The organism is Acidisoma sp. S159, assembly GCF_009766125.1.
GTDB lineage: Bacteria > Pseudomonadota > Alphaproteobacteria > Acetobacterales > Acetobacteraceae > Acidisoma.
Window position 1 is genome coordinate 358,327 of sequence record NZ_LMUG01000059.1, and the last position, 17,706, is coordinate 376,032.

17 protein-coding genes are annotated in these 17,706 nt (G+C 59.9%); 8 read left to right on the plus strand and 9 right to left on the minus strand.

What is annotated here, in order from left to right:
- Window positions 1-111: 111 nt before the first annotated feature.
- A complete protein-coding gene (locus GSQ92_RS18480) occupies window positions 112-1,152 on the plus strand; it encodes a hypothetical protein (protein ID WP_158803701.1) in 1,041 nt (346 codons plus the stop codon).
- 59 nt (window positions 1,153-1,211) lie between these two features.
- Here GSQ92_RS18480 and GSQ92_RS18485 read toward each other — a convergent pair whose 3' ends face one another.
- Complete coding sequence (locus tag GSQ92_RS18485) at window positions 1,212-1,622, minus strand: hypothetical protein (protein ID WP_158803702.1); 411 nt, start codon at window positions 1,620-1,622, stop codon at window positions 1,212-1,214.
- 370 nt (window positions 1,623-1,992) lie between these two features.
- Window positions 1,993-2,955 carry an SDR family NAD(P)-dependent oxidoreductase gene (locus GSQ92_RS18490; protein ID WP_158803703.1) on the minus strand — a complete coding sequence of 321 codons (963 nt, stop codon included), beginning with the start codon at window positions 2,953-2,955 and terminating at the stop codon, window positions 1,993-1,995.
- A gap of 162 nt (window positions 2,956-3,117) precedes the next feature.
- Between GSQ92_RS18490 and GSQ92_RS18495 the strand changes: the two genes are divergently transcribed.
- A complete protein-coding gene (locus tag GSQ92_RS18495; RefSeq protein WP_158803704.1) occupies window positions 3,118-3,753 on the plus strand; it encodes a TetR/AcrR family transcriptional regulator in 636 nt (211 codons plus the stop codon).
- An 86-nt stretch (window positions 3,754-3,839) separates the two neighbouring features.
- Window positions 3,840-5,576 carry a ubiquinone-dependent pyruvate dehydrogenase gene (gene poxB / locus GSQ92_RS18500; RefSeq protein WP_158803705.1) on the plus strand — a complete coding sequence of 579 codons (1,737 nt, stop codon included), beginning with the start codon at window positions 3,840-3,842 and terminating at the stop codon, window positions 5,574-5,576.
- 7 nt (window positions 5,577-5,583) lie between these two features.
- On the opposite strand, the gene GSQ92_RS18505 is transcribed toward poxB, so the two are convergent.
- The 4 genes from GSQ92_RS18505 to GSQ92_RS18520 all read right to left on the minus strand — a co-directional run bounded on the left by GSQ92_RS18505 (window position 5,584) and on the right by GSQ92_RS18520 (window position 10,744).
- Window positions 5,584-6,864: a threonine/serine exporter ThrE family protein gene (locus GSQ92_RS18505; protein WP_254065714.1), complete on the minus strand. Its 1,281-nt coding sequence runs from the start codon at window positions 6,862-6,864 to the stop codon at window positions 5,584-5,586.
- A gap of 30 nt (window positions 6,865-6,894) precedes the next feature.
- A complete protein-coding gene (locus GSQ92_RS18510; RefSeq protein ID WP_158803707.1) occupies window positions 6,895-8,520 on the minus strand; it encodes an NAD-dependent malic enzyme in 1,626 nt (541 codons plus the stop codon).
- Between the two features lie 54 nt (window positions 8,521-8,574).
- Window positions 8,575-9,981, minus strand: a complete 1,407-nt coding sequence (fumC, locus tag GSQ92_RS18515; protein ID WP_158803708.1) for a class II fumarate hydratase — start codon at window positions 9,979-9,981, stop codon at window positions 8,575-8,577.
- Between the two features lie 187 nt (window positions 9,982-10,168).
- Window positions 10,169-10,744, minus strand: coding sequence for a DUF4337 family protein (locus GSQ92_RS18520; RefSeq protein WP_158803709.1), 576 nt, complete (start codon window positions 10,742-10,744; stop codon window positions 10,169-10,171).
- Between the two features lie 196 nt (window positions 10,745-10,940).
- On the opposite strand from GSQ92_RS18520, the gene GSQ92_RS18525 reads away from it, so the two are divergent.
- From GSQ92_RS18525 to GSQ92_RS18545, 5 genes are all read left to right on the plus strand, one after another.
- Window positions 10,941-11,369: a PRC-barrel domain-containing protein gene (locus GSQ92_RS18525; RefSeq protein ID WP_158803710.1), complete on the plus strand. Its 429-nt coding sequence runs from the start codon at window positions 10,941-10,943 to the stop codon at window positions 11,367-11,369.
- A gap of 149 nt (window positions 11,370-11,518) precedes the next feature.
- Complete coding sequence (locus GSQ92_RS18530) at window positions 11,519-12,079, plus strand: DUF1003 domain-containing protein (protein WP_158803711.1); 561 nt, start codon at window positions 11,519-11,521, stop codon at window positions 12,077-12,079.
- A gap of 132 nt (window positions 12,080-12,211) precedes the next feature.
- Entirely contained in the window at window positions 12,212-13,399 is a 1,188-nt protein-coding gene (locus GSQ92_RS18535) for an MFS transporter (protein WP_158803712.1), read from the plus strand.
- A gap of 36 nt (window positions 13,400-13,435) precedes the next feature.
- Window positions 13,436-13,864, plus strand: coding sequence for a VOC family protein (locus GSQ92_RS18540; protein ID WP_158803713.1), 429 nt, complete (start codon window positions 13,436-13,438; stop codon window positions 13,862-13,864).
- A gap of 58 nt (window positions 13,865-13,922) precedes the next feature.
- On the plus strand, window positions 13,923-14,213 hold the full coding sequence (locus GSQ92_RS18545; RefSeq protein ID WP_256367117.1) for an SDR family NAD(P)-dependent oxidoreductase: 291 nt from the start codon (window positions 13,923-13,925) through the stop codon (window positions 14,211-14,213).
- An 855-nt stretch (window positions 14,214-15,068) separates the two neighbouring features.
- Here the strand turns inward: GSQ92_RS18545 and GSQ92_RS18550 are convergent.
- From GSQ92_RS18550 to GSQ92_RS18560, 3 genes are all read right to left on the minus strand, one after another.
- The gene (locus tag GSQ92_RS18550; RefSeq protein WP_159013832.1) at window positions 15,069-15,317 is read right to left on the minus strand and encodes a hypothetical protein; all 249 of its coding nucleotides are present in this window, start codon (window positions 15,315-15,317) and stop codon (window positions 15,069-15,071) included.
- Window positions 15,318-16,120: 803 nt separating this feature from the next.
- Entirely contained in the window at window positions 16,121-16,339 is a 219-nt protein-coding gene (locus GSQ92_RS18555; RefSeq protein ID WP_158803715.1) for a hypothetical protein, read from the minus strand.
- 449 nt (window positions 16,340-16,788) lie between these two features.
- Complete coding sequence (locus GSQ92_RS18560; protein ID WP_159013833.1) at window positions 16,789-17,502, minus strand: bifunctional 2-polyprenyl-6-hydroxyphenol methylase/3-demethylubiquinol 3-O-methyltransferase UbiG; 714 nt, start codon at window positions 17,500-17,502, stop codon at window positions 16,789-16,791.
- Window positions 17,503-17,706: the final 204 nt, after the last annotated feature.

A 17,706-nucleotide genomic window follows, 5' to 3' on the forward strand; every position in this document is an offset into this window, starting at 1 on the left:
CGAGCGGGATCGGACCATTGACAATCCGAAAGGGGCGGCTTTCTCTCTCCAAGAACACTCTGATTTCCAACAAGCTATTACCGCTACTCGGCCAATTTGAGGACCAATTCCATGGGACCAATGCTGTGCGGCTGCCTGATCGGCATCGCTCTGGCGGCAGGCTACACGGCCCATGGCGCGAGCGCGCAGAACTACATCGCTGCTTGCGGCTCTCGCCTCAACTTCGACACCACCGCGATCAAAAGCAATTTCGCCTACCGGCTGGCGCTGAGCAACACGATCAACGCGAATAACTTCGCGGCCGAAAAGGCGAGTGGAACTATCGCGGTGATCACGCTTGGTGCCGCCTCGAGCTACAAGGATCTCGTCAAAGAAGTCGGCGTGATGAAGGAGCTCTACACGAAGGAAGTCGGCCAAATAAGCGATCTCTCTATCCTCGAAAGAGCTGTCCAGAGGGGCGGCTGGGACGCCTATTCGAAATGCGTCGCGGGTTCGAGCCGTCGCCCCATATTGGCCTGGATTTCAAATCTGCTTCCGGATGACAAAGCTTCGACAGAGGCCGTAACGGTGACCGTGAAGACGAATTTGCCGGGCAAAGCCTTCGTCGCAATCACCGGTGATGAGCCCCACCACGAAAACCGTCTCAGCATCGAAGGCCAGCAGGACGTCGTTTTCGTCCACCCGAGAGGTGAGGCTCTAAACTTAAGCTTCGATCTTCAGCGGCCGAACGGCGCGGCCATCGGCTCGGCGCAGGTATTTTTGGCGGAGGACGTTCACGTGAACCAGGTTCCGAAGAAAACCGTATTGACGGATTACGGGGTTTGCCGAGCCGGTAGCCATAGAGGCACGCACGGCAATGCATCGGAGCCAGTTCTCGCCTTCAAGGCCGCGCCCGACTCAACCTTGCTGGACGACCGCAGCTTCGCGGTGGATGAAAACCCGCTAGCTGGTTCTGGCTGCGATAAGATGGCGAAGACGTCCTATGTCGGTTTTGGCCGGGCGGACCCTCACGGCTGGCATCAGGCAAGCACGGGGAGGGAGACCTTCAAGGTCTATTGCCAAGGCGATCAGCATAGCGTGGTGAACCCGGCATGCGCGAGTTACCACGTCAGCGTCACCCAACTGGGATACGAGTTGGTGAGAGTTCAGTAGCGCTATACCAAAGCGGGCTCAACCCCGACCTCCTCAGCCGCGAAACCCCGCTAGCGGGTTTAAGACTTAGGAGTATGCTTCTTCTTTTTGTACGACCTTGTGGCGCGATGAACCGTTACCGTCTCAGGTGGCGCCGATGGTGAGCCGCATGCTTCGACATCCAGGGACTGCTGAATGGGAGATTGAGCCGCGAAGTTGTTGAGGTCCTCAACAGTCGCCAGCGCCTGCGCCTTATCCAGCTGAGATTTGCTGAAATCGCAATACGAGGCGCCCGACTTCAGATCCTGTTGCGACTGGGCATTAGCAAGCTGGGTGATGTACGCGTCGAAGGAGCTTCGTGACCGGGCGCTTCCATAGGCTCGGGTAAAGAAAAGCGCCAGGACTTTGCGTTGATCTCGAAGATCAGACTGAAACTTGGTGACGAAGGTCCCGTATTTGTCTTCGCCACCGCAGGACAGCGCGGTTTGCATGAGTTGCGTCTGCAGCCCGACCGCTGCGAAAGCCGCGACCTCTTCGGGCCGTCCGCAGATGGGTGCTCTGTCTGTCGGTTTGGAGGGAGGGGGCGGCACAAACTGAACCTGCTGAACGGGAGGAGGTTCAGCTTTGCATGAGGCCAGTAGGATTAAAGTCGACGCAATCACGAGCTTACGCACTGGCACCTCCCGTTTCTTATAAGATCAGGTGCCAGATCCTTAGGCTTTTAGCTACTGCGCCGAAGGCACTATGCAATAGCCCCTCCCTGGACGGGCAGAGGTCGGGGTGGGTCGCCAGTCGGGCGAACCCACCACTATCCCCTCCCAAGCAAGAAGGGGTGGAAGCGACGTGGTAGAAACTACGCGATCAGAACCGCTCGCCCACCATCTCCTCGCTCTTGGCCCAGAGTGCCTTCGCATGCTCTGCATCGAGGGCATAAGCGCGTACACCGCCGCGGATGCCTTCCCCCTCGCTGAGTTCCGCCACGTGGCAGTCCTCGCAATAGAGGCCGCCGACCTCGTCGGCGGAGGCGACGATGCCGCTCCAGACCGAGGTCGCCGCGCCCTGCGGAACCGTCTTCCAGTCGAAGGCGGGCTGGCCCGAAGTCGCGTTCGCCGCGTTTATCCCGTCGATCAGCTGTTGTATGGCTTCAGGACTGAGGTGACGGCCAAGTTCGGTCTGGATGCCGCCGGGGTGGACAGCCGTGGCCCGCACACCCTTCGCCTTGTGTCGCCGGTCGAATTCGACGGCAAACAGGATATTGGCGGTCTTCGAGCGGCCGTAGGCGCCGAACTCGGTATACGGTGAGTTCTCGAAATTCGGGTCGTCGAGATTGACGTCCGAGAATCGATGGCCCGCCGAGGACAGGTTGACCAGCCGGGAGCCGGGATTGAATAGCGAGGCGATGCGGTTGACGAAGACGAAGTGGCCCAGGTGGTTCGTGCCGAACTGCGTTTCGAAGCCGTCACTGGTTTTGCCGAAAGGGCAGGCCATGACGCCGGCATTGGCGATCACCAGGTCGAAGCGCTTGCCCGCCGCAACCAGTGCGTCGGCGCAGGCCCTCACACTTGCCAGCGACGCAAGATCCAGTTCAACGAGTTCGAGACCGCCGACTCTGGTTGCCTGTGCGCGAACCTCCTCGGTGGCGGCATGGGCCTTCCGCAGGTCGCGCGCTGCGCCGACCACCTGGGCGCCATGGGCGGCCAGAGTCCGGGCGGTCTCAACCCCCAACCCGGCCGAGACACCCGTGACCAGGATTCGCTTGCCGCTCAGGTCCACACCCTCGAGCACCTCGTCAGTGGTGGACGTCGCTCCAAATGCTTTTGCCATAACAGTCTCCAGTTCTTGGTTAGTTTCGGACCAGATGGGTCCAGGCCTCCGCTCGCTCGCCAGCTTGGCATTCTCATTGCCATCAGCTCGGCCACCCGTTAAACGGAGGATGTCTCCGGATCATATACGGAGGACTCCTCCTTTTAGCAAGAGGCCGGCACCATGACCGTTGAGCTGGAGGGCCTGACTCCCAGGATCGAAGGAGGGTCAGACGGGGAGGAGGCTCTGCCTCCGCGTAGATTGCGGGCGGACGGGCAGCGGAACCGCGAGCGCCTGACGGAGGTGGCAAAGCTTGCCTTCGCCGAATTGGGCGCGGATGTCAGCCTCGACGAGATCGCCCGACGGGCGGGGGTGGGCATCGGCACGTTGTACCGACACTTCCCGACGCGCGACGCGATCATCGAGGCGGTCTACCGGCGCGAGGTTGAGCAATTGGCGGGGTCGGCGGCGCGTCTTCTCGCGTCCTTGTCTCCCGGTGAGGCCCTTCACGAGTGGATGCGGCTTTTCGTTGACTATATCGCCACGAAGAAAGTCATGGCCTCGGCGATTGGCGCGATCGTCGCCAATACACCGGAACTCTACGCCTCCTCGCTTGGGCAGATCACAAACGCCATGGTTCTTCTCGTCGACCGCGCCAGCGTCGCTGGCGATATCCGCCCCAACGTCGATCCGAACGACCTTCTGCGCGCCCTCGTCGGCTTCACCTACGGCAATACCAGCCCGGGGTGGCAGGCCAGCGCGTTACGGCTAATCGATATTCTAATCGATGGACTGCGACCGCCTCGACCTGCCGATTGAGGATGCAGGAGACGAGAGATCCACTTACGCTCAACTCGCGGCGCCGAGAGGCCTCAGCCGGGTGTCCGAGCACAAGGAGATGCACCGTGCAGATAAACAATGTAGCCGACCTCATCGTCGAGACTTTGGCTCAGGCCGGGGTCAAACGCATCTTTGGCGTAGTTGGTGACAGCCTCAACGGTCTCACCGAGGCATTGCGACGCCGGAATACGATCGATTGGATCCATGTCCGCCACGAGGAGGTAGCGGCTTTCGCGGCATCAGCGGAGGCGCAGATTACCGGTGAGCTGGCGGTCTGCGCCGGATCATGCGGGCCTGGCAATTTGCATCTCATCAATGGCCTGTTCGATGCACATCGCAGCCGTACGCCGGTCCTCGCGATAGCGGCGCAGATTCCGTCCGGGGAGATCGGCGGCGGATATTTCCAGGAGACCCATCCGCAAGATTTGTTTCGCGAATGTAGCCACTACTGCGAGCTCGTTTCGGACGTGGCGCAGCTCCCCTATGTTTTGGAAAACGCTATTCGCGCGGCCGTCGGTCAGCGTGGCGTCGCTGTTCTCGTGATTCCCGGCGACGTCGCACTTCGTTCGGCGCCCGCTCGCGGTATTTCGCCGAATGGCGGGCTTGTGCCAGTGGCACCTGTCGTCACGCCCGCCCAGAGTCAGCTGGCCGCGCTCGCACGGCTCCTGAACGACGCCAAGAAGGTGACCCTGTTCTGCGGCAGGGGCTGCGCGGGGACGCACGACAAGCTTCTGCAGCTTGCCGAAACGCTGAAAAGCCCAATGGTACATGCGCTCGGCGGGAAGGAGCATGTCGAGTTCGACAACCCCTATGACGTCGGAATGACGGGGTTCATTGGCTTCTCCTCCGGCTACGCGGCGATGCATGCTTGCGATGTGCTGCTGATGCTCGGGACCGACTTCCCTTACAAGCAATTCCTGCCGACAGACGCGAAAATCGCGCAGGTCGATATCCGCCCCGAGAATCTCGGTCGCCGCTGCAAGCTCGATCTAGGTCTCGTGGGCGATGTCGGCGCAACAATCGACGCGTTGTTGCCGATGTTGAAGGCTAAGACCGAGAGAAAGTTCCTGGACGACAGCCTGACGCACTATCGGAAGGCCCGCGCCGGCCTCGACGAACTCGCCCGCGGGACGCCAGGCCACAAACCCATTCATCCGCAATACCTCGCGCGCGTGCTCAGCGAAGCGGCTGCGGAGGATGCCGTGTTCACGGCGGACGTCGGCACACCAACGATTTGGGCGGCACGCTATCTCGCTATGAACGGGCAGCGCCGTCTCGTTGGATCCTGGGTTCACGGCTCCATGGCCAATGCGATGGCACATGCGATCGGTGTGCAGGCCGCTCAGCCGGGGCGTCAGGTCATATCGATGTCAGGCGATGGTGGCTTTGCCATGCTGATGGGCGACTTGATCACGCTGACCCAGATGAAACTGCCGGTGAAGGTGGTAATCTTCAACAATGGCGTTTTGGGATTCGTCGCCTTGGAGATGAAAGCGTCGGGTTTCGTTGAGTCGGGCGTCGATCTGCAAAACCCGGATTTTGCCGCCATGGCGCGCGCGATGGGCATTCACGCGGTTCGCGTCGAGGACCCTGGCGACCTGCCGGGTGCGGTTCGCGACATACTCGCTCACGATGGTCCCGCTGTCCTCGATGTCGTGACGGCGAAGCAGGAACTCTCCATGCCGCCGACGATTGGCGTGGAGCAGATGAAAGGATTCAGCTTGTGGGTGCTTCGCGCGGTAATGAGTGGCCGTGGAGACGAGGTGCTCGATCTCGCGAAAACCAACCTGCTTCCACGTTGAGCAACGCTCACGCCTGCGGGCGATAGCCTTCTATCAGAAGCTTTGGAACGATCAGGCCGGCGGCCATGGCCACGAGAATGATCATCGCCGCCGTCCCATCGCCGATCGCGGTGGACACCAGATCCGGCGATCCTGCGTCACCGGCAGCAACAAGCTGAACCAGAGCGCCCGCCATCCGCAGCAGGTAGATGCCTGGAATAAGCGAGACCACCGCGGCGAAAGCGCAGCCCGAAAAGGGAAGGTGCAGCCAATTTGCGATCGGTGTCATCAGGACGCCGACTAAAGCGCAGGCTCCGAGCGCGCCTAGCGCGGGTGAAGTATGCGCGACACCGATCAATACCCACCTCAGCGCATGGGCCGCCATGCCGATTACCACGGGAATTGGCAACATCCGCCACGGCATCGAGAAGAAGGTTCCGTAGGCCATAACCGCCACGCCGGCGGACAATACATCGATGAGGAGAGACACCGAAGCCGGAGGGGTATTGACCGGGAGGTTCGCGCCGCCGATCGCCAATCCGAAAAGCAGGCCGGTGCAAATCATCAGAATCGTCATGCTGGCATAGCCGATCCGCGCACCGCCCAATGGCAGGCGGCCGCGGACAAGATCGAGTGCCCCGTTCAGCAAATGTGGTCCAGGGACGAGGATCATGCAGGAACAGAGGGCGACCAGACTCGACATTGAGCCCGGCGCATGCCGCAGGGCAAAAGCACCCGCCAGCCCCGCCACCAGTGCCGCCATGAAAGGCTGCACAAAGAGATTCTTCGTCACGAGGGCGAGTCCCCGGCGGATAAGCGCGCCTATCCCCGCCGTGGCGGCCACCAGGAGAATTTCAGGCCAGTGTCGCGCCCCAAACAAGATGGCGAGCGCTGCCGCGCCCGCCGCCGCCAGCACCGCGAAGCGCCAGACCGATATCGGCGACAACCGGGAAACCGCGCCCAATGCGGACTCGGCGGAGGCGATATCGCGCCTGCCATCGCATATCTCATCGACCACAGACATCGTCGTGGTGACTTTGCGCATGTCCACTGCCACCGGCGCGCCGGGCACCAACTCCAGCCGCTTGTGCTGGTCGTCGTCGAAAGCGAGGATGGTCGCACCCCAGCCCGGCAAGACCGTGACGCGCATCCCGAGCCTCATGCCTACGCGTTCAGTCGCATGGACAAGACGCTCAGTTGTCTGGCCGCTCATGAGCAGCAACTGCACGATCTGGGAGAGGAGGGTAAGTTTCTGCGCCGTCAGCGCTTCTCTCGTTTGACCGGCAACCTCCCTATCCTGCCTCTGCACTTGCAAAACCCGATTCATTGTAGCGAGGGCTTAGCTCGGATAGACCGGCTTATAGGCACTGCTTCGGATAAGAGCCGCTACGTCATCGGGCCGCGCAACCCGGGCGAGTTTATTGTCGAAAATGTAGTTCGCGATGGCGGTCGCGACATGGAGCGAGGCCTCGAAGATCTTGCTTTGAGGCGGGTAGATGAGGCCGGTGGCCAGACTCTCTTCGCCAACCTGCTCGGCGACCGCCTTGGCGGCGACTATGAACATCTCCTCCGTCACGCGAGACGATTCCGTTGCGTAGACGGCCATGCCCATCGCGGGAAAGATATAGACATTGTTGCCCTGGCCGGGAACCAGAGTCTCCCCGGCGAATTCGACGGGCGGGAAGGGGCTGCCGCTGGCGAAGATCGCCTGGCCATTGGTCCAGCGGTAAGCCTCCTCCGCCGTGCATTCCGAACGCGATGTCGGATTGGAATACGGAAAAATGATGGGTCGCTTGTTGATCGCGGCCATGGCCTCGATCACCTGCTGATTGAAGAGTTTCGGCACGGTGCTCACGCCGATGATCCCGGTCGGCCGCAGCGCTTTGACGGCATCGACGAATTTGTCGAGGGGCGCGTGGTCCTGCGCGAATGGCTTCTGGAAATCCGCGAGGTCTGTCCGCGATTTCACCATCAAACCGTTAATGTCGAAAAGCGGGTTGCGCAGCCGCGCCTGATTGATGTCGAGCCCTTCCAGCGCCATCGCCTGCGAGATCAGCTCAGCGATGCCCGTCGCCGCCGATCCGCCGCCCAGGAACAGGAAGCGCTGCTCCGTGAGTTTCCCGCCGGAGATGCGCAGGGCCGCGTAAATCCCAGCCAGCGCTACCGCCGCCGTCCCCTGGATGTCATCATTATAGGTGCAGATCTTATCGCGGTAGCGGGCAAGGATCGGAACCGCGTTGAAATTCGCGAAGTCTTCCCACTGGATGCAGCATTTGGGGAAGCGCATCTGCACCGCCTCCACGAACTCATCGATGAAGCTCGTATAATCCGCGCCGCGAACCCGTTCCTGGCGGAGGCCAAGATAGAGCGGATCGTCGATTAACGCCGGATTGTTGGTGCCGACATCAAGCACGATCGGCAGGCAAAACTGCGGTGGCACGCCGGCGCAGGCGGTGTAAAGCGATAGCTTGCCGAGCGGTATGCCCATGCCTCCGACCCCGAGATCACCAAGGCCAAGGATCCGCTCGCCATCCGTCACGACGATGAAGCGGACATCCTGCTCCGGCCAATTGCCAAGCAGCTCCGCGATCCGGCTGCGGGCGGTGATCGGCAAATAGAGGCCACGCGCGGCACGGAAAACATGGTCGAACTTCTGGCAGGCTTCGCCGACTGTGGGCGTATAGACAAGCGGCATGAACGTCGCGGGATCGGACATCACGACGGCGTAGAAGAGCGTTTCGTTCCGAGCTTGCAGATCGGACAGGAACAAATACTTCTGCAGATCATTATCGAGATGCGTCAGCTCAGCATGCGCCCGCGCAACTTGAATCTCGAGCGTGTTCGGCACCGGCGGCAGCAGGCCCTCAAGGCCATGCGCACGACGCTCCACCTCAGTGAAGGAAGTTCCCTTGTTGAGGCGCGGATTGTGAAGAAGCGCATATCCTGTGTCGCCGGCTTGGGTCATGTCGATCGCCTTCGAAGAAATCCGTCTGCTACAAATGAATAGGGGTGTGTGTTCCTATTCCGCGGTGGCAACGTAGGGCTTCGTCATCCTGATGGGGTCCACCACGCGATCGAACTCCTCCGCGCTGACGAAGCCGAGTTGCAATGCGGCGTCTCTCAGCGTCAAGTCGTGGTCCATCGCATGATGGGCAATTTTCGACGACTTATCGTATCCGATGACCGGCGCGAGCGCGGTCACCAGCATCAAGGAACGCTCGACGTATTCAGCGATCTTCTTGCGGTTGGGGCGCGTCCCCTCCACCAAGAACTTCCGGAAGTTGGTGGAACCGTCGGTGATCAGCGTGATCGACTGCGTGATATTGGCGATGATCAGCGGCTTGTAGACATTCATTTCGAGGTAGCCACCCGCGCCGCCGAAACCAACTGCCACGTCATTGGCCATCACCTGCACCGACAGCATGGCGAGCGCCTCGGCCTGTGTCGGATTGACCTTGCCCGGCATGATCGAGGAACCCGGCTCGTTCTCCGGGATCAGTAATTCGGCAAAGCCGGCCCGCGGCCCGCAGGACAGCAGGCGGATATCGTTGGCGATCTTGTAGAGCGAGGTTGCCAAGGTGCGAAGCGTGCCGGAAAGTTGAACCAGCGCGTCATGCGCGCCTTGGACCGTGAATTTATTGGGTGCGCTGACGAAAGGCAGTTTGGTGAACCTGGCGATCTCGGCGGTGGCGGCCTCCGCGAAGCCCGGCGCGGCGTTGATGCCCGTCCCGACCGCTGTACCTCCCAAAGCAAGCCGGTAGACGCCCTTGAGCGCGTCAGTGAGCCGCTCCAGATCGTCGTCAAGCATGCCGACATATCCCGACCATTCCTGTCCGAGCGTGAGAGGTGTCGCATCCTGCATGTGCGTGCGGCCGATTTTGACGATATCGACCCACTCATCGGCCTTGGCGGCAATCCCATCCCTGAGCGCCGAGACAGCCGGTATCAGCCGGCCCGTCACACCCATCGCAGCCGCGATATACATCGCCGACGGAAAGCTGTCGTTCGAGGATTGCGACATATTGACGTGGTCGTTGGGATGAACGGGTGCCTTACTGCCCAGCGCGGTTCCGGCCAGCTGACAGCATCGATTCGACAAAACTTCATTGACGTTCATATTGAACTGCGTGCCGCTGCCTGTCATCCAGACATGGAGCGGAAACATATCCTGATGCTGCCCACTCAACAGTTCGTCGCAGACCTTTACGATGAGATTAAACGCGTCAGTCTTCAACCGTCCCCCGTCGTGATTGGCGACCGCCGCACAGCGCTTCAGGATTGCATAGGCCGCGATCATCTCGCGCGGCATAAGATCCTGGCCAATGCTGAAATGTTCCAGCGATCGCTGCGTCTGTGCGCCCCACAGCTTGTCGCTCGGAACCTCGACGGCACCAAGGCTGTCGGTCTCGGTCCGGAATTCAGTCATAATGTCTTCCCCCCAAAGAACTGTCTCGGCACCGATCCTGCAAGGGCGGCGCTGCGGACGCCAGCCGGACAGACCAGTCTAATATTGCAAGTCCAATTCGGCGATTGTAATACTTGCCGCGAATGCGATCAACTCAGCTCTCGCTGTAAGACAAGCCATGCCTAGTCGGTTCGCGTAAATATCTACCTCAGACGGATCCCGTCGCGACCAGCGCCGCCAGGCCGGCTGCTACCAAGCCCAATCCTGCCCCCACAAACGCAATGACTCGTATCCGCGTTATGACCGATACACTTGCCAGCACGATCGCAATCTGCAGCGCGCTGGTGACGATCTCAAACCACTCGTATCGGTGCAGCGCCAGGTCGCGCGCCTTGGTCTCGGCGACCGCACGCGCCAGGATTTGCTTCTGGCCGTTCCCCCGGTCGCTGTCTTCTATCAGGCGGTTGGCCTCCGCTCGAGCCGTTTGGGCCGCCTTCGCCGTCTGCGGCGTCGGCGGTAGCGCGTCCAGCAAGACGGCGCTCTGGTTCAGCACCAGCGCGCGCGTCTGTCGCGCCTGATAGAAGGCATATTCGTCGCTGGCGCCGACATGATGAGCAAGATAGGCGTTCTGGGAACTGCGCTCGCTCATGTCGCATACCGCCAGGACGGCAGCCAGGACGCCAATCAGCAGAGCGATGCGCCGCCCATGATGATCGGGGGCGCCATGAGCGAGATGTTCGTGCCGCTCCAAGGTCTCTTGCGTGTCTTGAACCAGTTCACTCATGTCCTGTGCTCTAGCATGATTTAGCAGCCTGTCCACGCGCGTGACATAGGCAAGCTCGAACCGTTCGAGATAGCGGCCGTGCCCATCAATTCTCGGTGGGCCACGATTTTGTGCTGAGTTCCTCCGCCGCCTGCGGCCATCTCTTTGTTCCCCACGGGGCGTAACGGGCCCGTGGCTAGGCTCAGCAATGGAGTGAATGATGGACAGGATCGACAATCCCAGTGACACCGGCGGCCGGCTGATCGCTGCCAGCAAGGTCAGCGGTACGGCGGTTTACAATACGGCTGGCGAGAGCCTCGGCAGCGTCTACGACGTGATGCTCGACAAGGCTTCAGGGAAGGCCGACTACGCGATCCTCAGCTTCGGTGGCTTTCTGGGGATCGGAGAGCGCTATCATCCGCTTCCCTGGAACCAATTGACCTATGATCCGCAAGCTGGTGGCTTTGTGGTCAACATCGACCGCCATCGACTTGAGGGTGCCCCGACTTTCGACGCCAGCGATTTGGGCCAGTGGAGCGATACCCGCAGTACGGACATCGACACGTATTACGGTACGGGCGCCGGCTACGGAAGACCGCCCGGACTCGGAGATGCGGGGCTCGGGGCGACAGGCGCCGTCCGATAGGTTGGTTCTCAACGTCAATGGCGCTCGGTGCTTTGTGCCGGGCGCCGTGGGCCGCTGCAATCGTCCACCGAGCCAGTGCAGTCTCACGACGGATTATATCCTAGCGCGAACCGTGCCTCATCCGGCGCGAGGCCATTGGAAGTTGTCGAATGGTAGCTGAGACGCCGATCCTCCCCGCGCATATCGAAGAAACCATCCGTGCCATCGCTAAACTCCATGCTGATCATCACCAGGAAGCGGGCACGCTCCAGCGGGTGGTAGAACGTCTGACGGCGTGGATCGGTCGTCCGCGGTTTATCGCGGCCCTGACGGCGATCGTCGCGCTCTGGATCGCCAGCAACCTGCTTGTGAGCCTATCGGGCTTGCGACCTTGGGACGCGCCGCCATTCAATTGGCTTCAGGGAGGCTTGGGGCTTCTGGCACTCTACGTGACCGTGTTGATTCTGACGACGCAAAGGCGTGATGACCAGCTTGCCAGCTACCGGGAGCAGCTAACCCTGGAACTCGCCATTCTAAGTGAGCAGAAATCCGCGAAGATAATTTCACTGTTGGAAGAGCAGCGCCGAGACCATCCTCATCTTGAGAACCGGGTCGATACCGAGGCGGCGGCGATGGCGGTGGCGGCTGACCCGCAGACTGTGCTGGACGCAATCAAAGACAGCGCGGCGGCCTCGCCGGCAGCGGACCGGATGAACGCTCAGGCGGTTTAAGCACCCGGTAGCGATGGCGGGCCCGGGCCGTGCAGCGCCCAGAACATCGAACGCCGGAAAGGATTTCGCGTCAGCGAGCATTCGTGACATGTTGTCGGAGGGGGGTGACACAATAACACGGAGCGTGGGTCGATGACCAAAGCGCCCACAAAACTGCCGCTCGCGGCTCTGCTGCCACTATCGACAGCGGCTTTTTCAACTCTGCTCACTGAAATGATGCCGGCGGGCCTGCTGCCACAAATGAGTGCGGATCTGCGGTGTTCACCAGCTGCCGTAGGTCTTCTGGTTTCTGTTTGCGCCATCGCCTCCACGGTAGCCGCAATTCCTATCGTCGCCGTCACGCGGGGTCTGCCCCGCCGCCCTCTTCTCATTGCTCTGCTGGGCGGCTTTGTTGTCGTCAATGCCACGACCGCATGGTCCTCGACGTACGAGCTGACGGTTGTGGCGAGGGTTTTTACCGGTCTTCTCATGGGCACGCTCTGGCCGCTTCTGGCCGGCTACGCTTGGCATCTGACCACCAGAGACAAAGCGGGCCGCGCCGTTGCGGTCGCCTTGGCTGGCAGTACCGTCGCAATGTCATTCGGCCTACCTCTGGGGAGCGTGGTCGGAGGCTTGATCGGCTGGCGCATGATTTTCGCGATCTTATCGCTTGTCCCATTGCTGCTGATCGGCTGGGTCGCTTGGAAGCTGCCGTCGGTTCCTGGCGAAACCGTCGAAGAGCGTATCTCGCTCCTGCAGGTCGCAATCCGACCGGGATTTCCGATCGTTCTTGGCGCCACCTTGGTAACGGTTTTGGCCCATTACACGCTCTACACATATATGGCGCCGCTGGCGGCAAAATTGCAGCTGGTGGGTGGCACAGGAACAGCGCTGCTCCTGTTCGGCGTTGGAGCGCTCGTCGGCATCTGGATAGTCGGCCGAACGGTCGACGAACATCTTCGCCGAACCGCTTGGGGTGCCATGCTGCTAACAGGAATCACGATGCTCTCCTTGGGTGTCTTGGCCCGCTTCGCGGTAATAGACTATGTCACGATCTTTCTATGGGGCGTGTCGTTCGGTGGCGTGCCGACCTTCTTCCAGACGGCCACCAATAACACGGCTGGGCCGCCTGCGGATGTCGCGGCGTCAATGCTCTCCACGATCTACAGTTTTGGTATTTTCGGCGGTTCCGCGCTCGGTGGTTTGCTTTTGGAAGTCGAAGGTGTGCTGAGCCTTTCTTGGGTAACGCTGATCATCATAGTTTCAGCGATTGCTCTTGTGGCATTTGGCCACCGTCAGGCGTTCCCGAGAACAGATCGCCGACCGCGCGAGGCGAGCTGAGGGGCTGCGGAAGCTGCGCTGATTAGGAGCCGTGACATGCCTGGAATCAATCGCATCCTTGAAACTTGTCTGTATGTCGCCGACCTCGACGCATCCCAGCGTTTCTACGAGACACTCTTCGGATTTCAGCCAATGTTGCGCGATGACCGGATATGCGCCCTTTCCGTGCCCGGACGAGGCGCATTGCTGTTGTTCAAGATCGGTGCTTCGCTCAGTCCAAGCCGCATGCCTGTCGGAACAATCCCGCCGCATGGCGGTCAGGGCAACCAGCACCTCTGTTTCGCCATTGATCGCGCCGACATTGACGCCTGGCAAACGCGTCTCGAAGATGCAAATATCCCGACCGAGAGCCGGATCGACTGGTCGGAAAACGTGACCAGCCTCTATTTCCGCGATCCAGATCATCACTCCATCGAACTTGGCACGGCCGGCCTGTGGCCCAATGATCCTCAGGACGATCGATAGTGCGAGCCATCGGAGCATGGTTTATGGCCGTTCGAACTGATCAGCCGGAAGGAATGTCATATCGACACGCGCATCGAAGACCGTCCTCGTTGTTGGAGCCTCACGTGGCTTGGGCCTCGCCCTCGCGCGCGAATGGCTGTCGCGCGGCTGGACCGCGATTGCGACGATACGAGGGACGGAGCGGACCGGCCTGCACGAAAGCGCCGAGGCATCAAACGGTCGCCTCCTCATCGAGCAACTGGAGATGACCAATCACGAGGCTGTGAGGGCGCTCCGCGACCGCCTATCCGCCCATCAGTTCGACGTCTTGTTCGTGAACGCCGGCGTCGCTAACGGCGCCGAGGACTAAACCAAAGCGCTGCGCCTCAGCTCATACGCAACATCGGCCTATTCGCAGCGTCGGCGCGAGATGCAGTGACGTGATCGTGCAACGTTCGGGGGGGACGACATGTTGCAGTTCCGCCGTCGCCCATCAACTGAGGAGAAGACAAACACACAGGGATGAGCAATGAAAACGTCGACGATGCTGAAGGCCTTCTCGTCCGCCTGCCTGGTTTTGGGACTCGCGGCCTGTGACATGGGCACGAGCGCCAGGGAACCCAATGTAACGACTCCGACGCCGGACGCTTCGCCGGCGGCCTCTACCCCGACAAACCCTGTCACCGGCACTCTCCCAGGGACCAATTCAAGCGGCGCCTCTCCCACTGCTCCTGGCGGCGGCGCGAGCGGCGGTTAAGTTGCAGGCCCCTCAGCGCTTGCGGATGCTCCGGAACTGAATGCCCTTCGAAACGGCGTGGGTGGCGGCCGCAATGGCTTGATTTGCTTGGCGGACCCGAGGCGATTCGAACGTCCGGCATTTGCTCGAGGGGCAATAGGCAAGGCTTTGGGACGTTTGCGGGACATTCCTGTCCCCCTCCAGATGCGGCATGATACAATACCGACGAGAGTGAGACGCTCGCTAGCGGCGTCTCCCCCGGCTCTGCCGCAGCCCATTATTGCGGCAGCGCAAGATTTGTTCACGCGGGCTTACTATGGCGATCGGAGGAGGATTTGCTGTAGTTTCTAGCGGAGGCCGCTTTGATGACGCCTCATTGCTGGTGGCTTTCGAGGTTCCGCTAGAGGCGCAGTCGAAGGAGACGGGCACTCCATCAGAACTGGAACGGGAAGCGTGCGTCGACAAAACCTGGGCGTGTCGCGGACGAATTTAATACTTACTCGGAGATGAAAAGCCGGAGTAGGCGCGATAGCTACGTGATGTGGGTATGGGATTTGGATCAAAGGCCTCTGCGAGTTCACCCCAGCGACGCTCAATTTCGCTCGCGCGTGCCTCGATTTCGTCGAACTCTCCATCTATTGCTGCGCCGCTGATTTGGGCTCGCGCCAATTCCCTGGTCATGCAAGCAAGTTTGTTCAACGTCACAGCTATCGAGTAGAGACTAACGGTGCCTTCCATTGTCGCTCCAATCAAAATGATCCTCGCTCGCAGCCACAGCAGCGTTGAGAAGAGGGCGCAGATGCATGGCGGGCCTGTCAGTTATCAACCCGCTCACAGTGCTGATAAGAGTGAGTCCTAACAAAACTAAACCGCTTCGACTGTGAGTAATCTCACACTGCCGCCGGTTCTCTTCGAAAGGCGTAGCCCGTTGTCGTGATCCTAGAGCAAGGCTTGCTGGCTGCTTTGTTTCTGCGGCATAAGCGTGATCGAAAAGGCAATCCCGCTGTGTGGTAGATCACTGCGCGGCGATCCGGAAGTCGCGATCCTGTCTCCGCAAAGACAGGAGGTGGCGAAATGCTTCCGTATATCAAGGCGGTCGGGGCAGTGATGGGATTAGTCGCTATCTGGGTCGCAATGGTGCAATTTGGGGCGTGATGGTCCGAAGGTTGTGCGCATCCTCAGCCTGGTCTTTTAGTAGGCGAGCGATTAGCGAGAGGCGCGGCTAGTAGTCGCAAAACCCGCGCGGGATTATGAGTGCAAGCGCAACAACCGCCATCGCTGCGAAATACAACGCTGCAACGGTTATTATTCGCACCCAGAGAGGATCCCTTATGAGTTCAAAAAGTTGTTGTTAGGCCACAGATGGAGCTGGAAGCGGGGTGCTAGTTCCGCTCCCAGCGGCGGTGACAAAAATGCCCGCTCAAAAGGTATCCGACTGTGACTTACATCACAGCGCCGCGTTCCAGAATTACCGACTCTGTCTTCGTGCAGGTGGGACGGAGCGATGTGCTTCCCGGCGACATCTCCGTCTTGGGACGCGATCAGTCAGCAGCCAAGAGGCCTTCACTCGCTAATCGAGCGGATTCGTCAGCGGTCAGCGTTTCGGGGCGTGAGAGACGGCGCATAAACCTGCCGTCCAAGCCGTAGACTGCGCCGTCCCGAAATGTGCCGATCTTCCGATTGGCGGCCTCGGTGAAGACCTCGCCGTTTATGACCCGGACAACTTGATTGGGGTGACCATATAGAATGAATTCTTTCATCAAATTCTTTGTCCCGTTGAAAATGCGGCGCTAGGGTTCAACCCCGTGCTCGAGGCTCTGCATGGCCTGTGCCAGACCCAACTCGAGAGGCCGCCGAATTGCTTACGGCCGTGATAAGGGGTCTTTTTGCCAAGCGATCCATAAGTCAAGCTTAGCCAGGCGCGGTTGTTGCAAGCGAACGCCAATGAGGGTTCCTTTGCCGGAGAGTGGCGCCTTTCGCACGATCAAGCGGTTGCAACTAGCGTTATCATTTAATCACGCTACTACAACCGGAGAGAGCAGACAAGACCAAAGAAAACACGGAAAAGTATATTTTGGCTATCTTCTCGTCGATGGACAATGGCCTCGGATGTTGAGTTCGAAGAAGCGGCTTTTGGAAGCAGAACTCGAAAGCTTTTCATCGGGAGGCTCTCATCATTGCTTTCCGCCTCTGAATAGGCGACTCACGCTCAGTTGCGAGTATATATTCGTCCGTAGGCGACGCCCATTTTATACGCTCTCTCCGGATCATCCGACACCCGCGCTTCAGCGAACATGCGATCTCCCCATACTTCCTCACGCACCACGTCGAAGCCGGCGTCGCTTAGCATATCGACAACGCACAAACGGTTGGGTGACCAGAAGTTCGTGATGTCGCCGGCGAGTGAGTCGCCCTTGTAGTATCTGGCCATAGCGAAATCTGGGCTTGGGGAGTTGTCGCAGTGGGTTTCTAGGAAGAGAGTTCCACTGCAGAGCGCGCGCAGCTTGTGAAAGGCTCTCATCATGTCTGGCAAATGGTAAAGAACGCCTAGAAAAAGCACTATTCCAAATTGACCCAGACGCTCAGTGTCCAGGTCAAATATATTGGCGTGCTCGTAGGCGAAGCTTCGTCCCGTTAGCGTCTCCATGACACCAAACCCATGCCTATCCTTCGAACGGAAATCCACGGCTGTCACCTCGCCGCCTTTTTCAGCAGCCCGCAGCGTAAAAAAGCCGTCTGACGCACCAATATCCAATACACGTTGACCGCTGACGCGGTTGTCGATCCGGAGCTTGTTCCAAAGGTCCTGTGGATCATAAGACCCAGGAGTAACGAGGCCGGGGATAATTTCAAATTTATGATGCCAGCGACGAACTTTCCCAATAAGGGCCTTGGCATCGTCCAGCGAAATCAATTCGTTCATTGATGGTAACCTTTCGCAGATCCCGGCCGCCATGATGGCGCCTCTCCAAGGTCACGGCTAGATGTGACGACCTTGTTTCTTTCCGCGATGCGACTGAATGGGCGATTACATCTATCGGTCGGGGTTTCTAAGAGACCGTTTGAAAATGCTTGTGGCGGCTCGGGGAGGGATGATTCAAGCTCGGGATGTGGACCCGAGAGAACC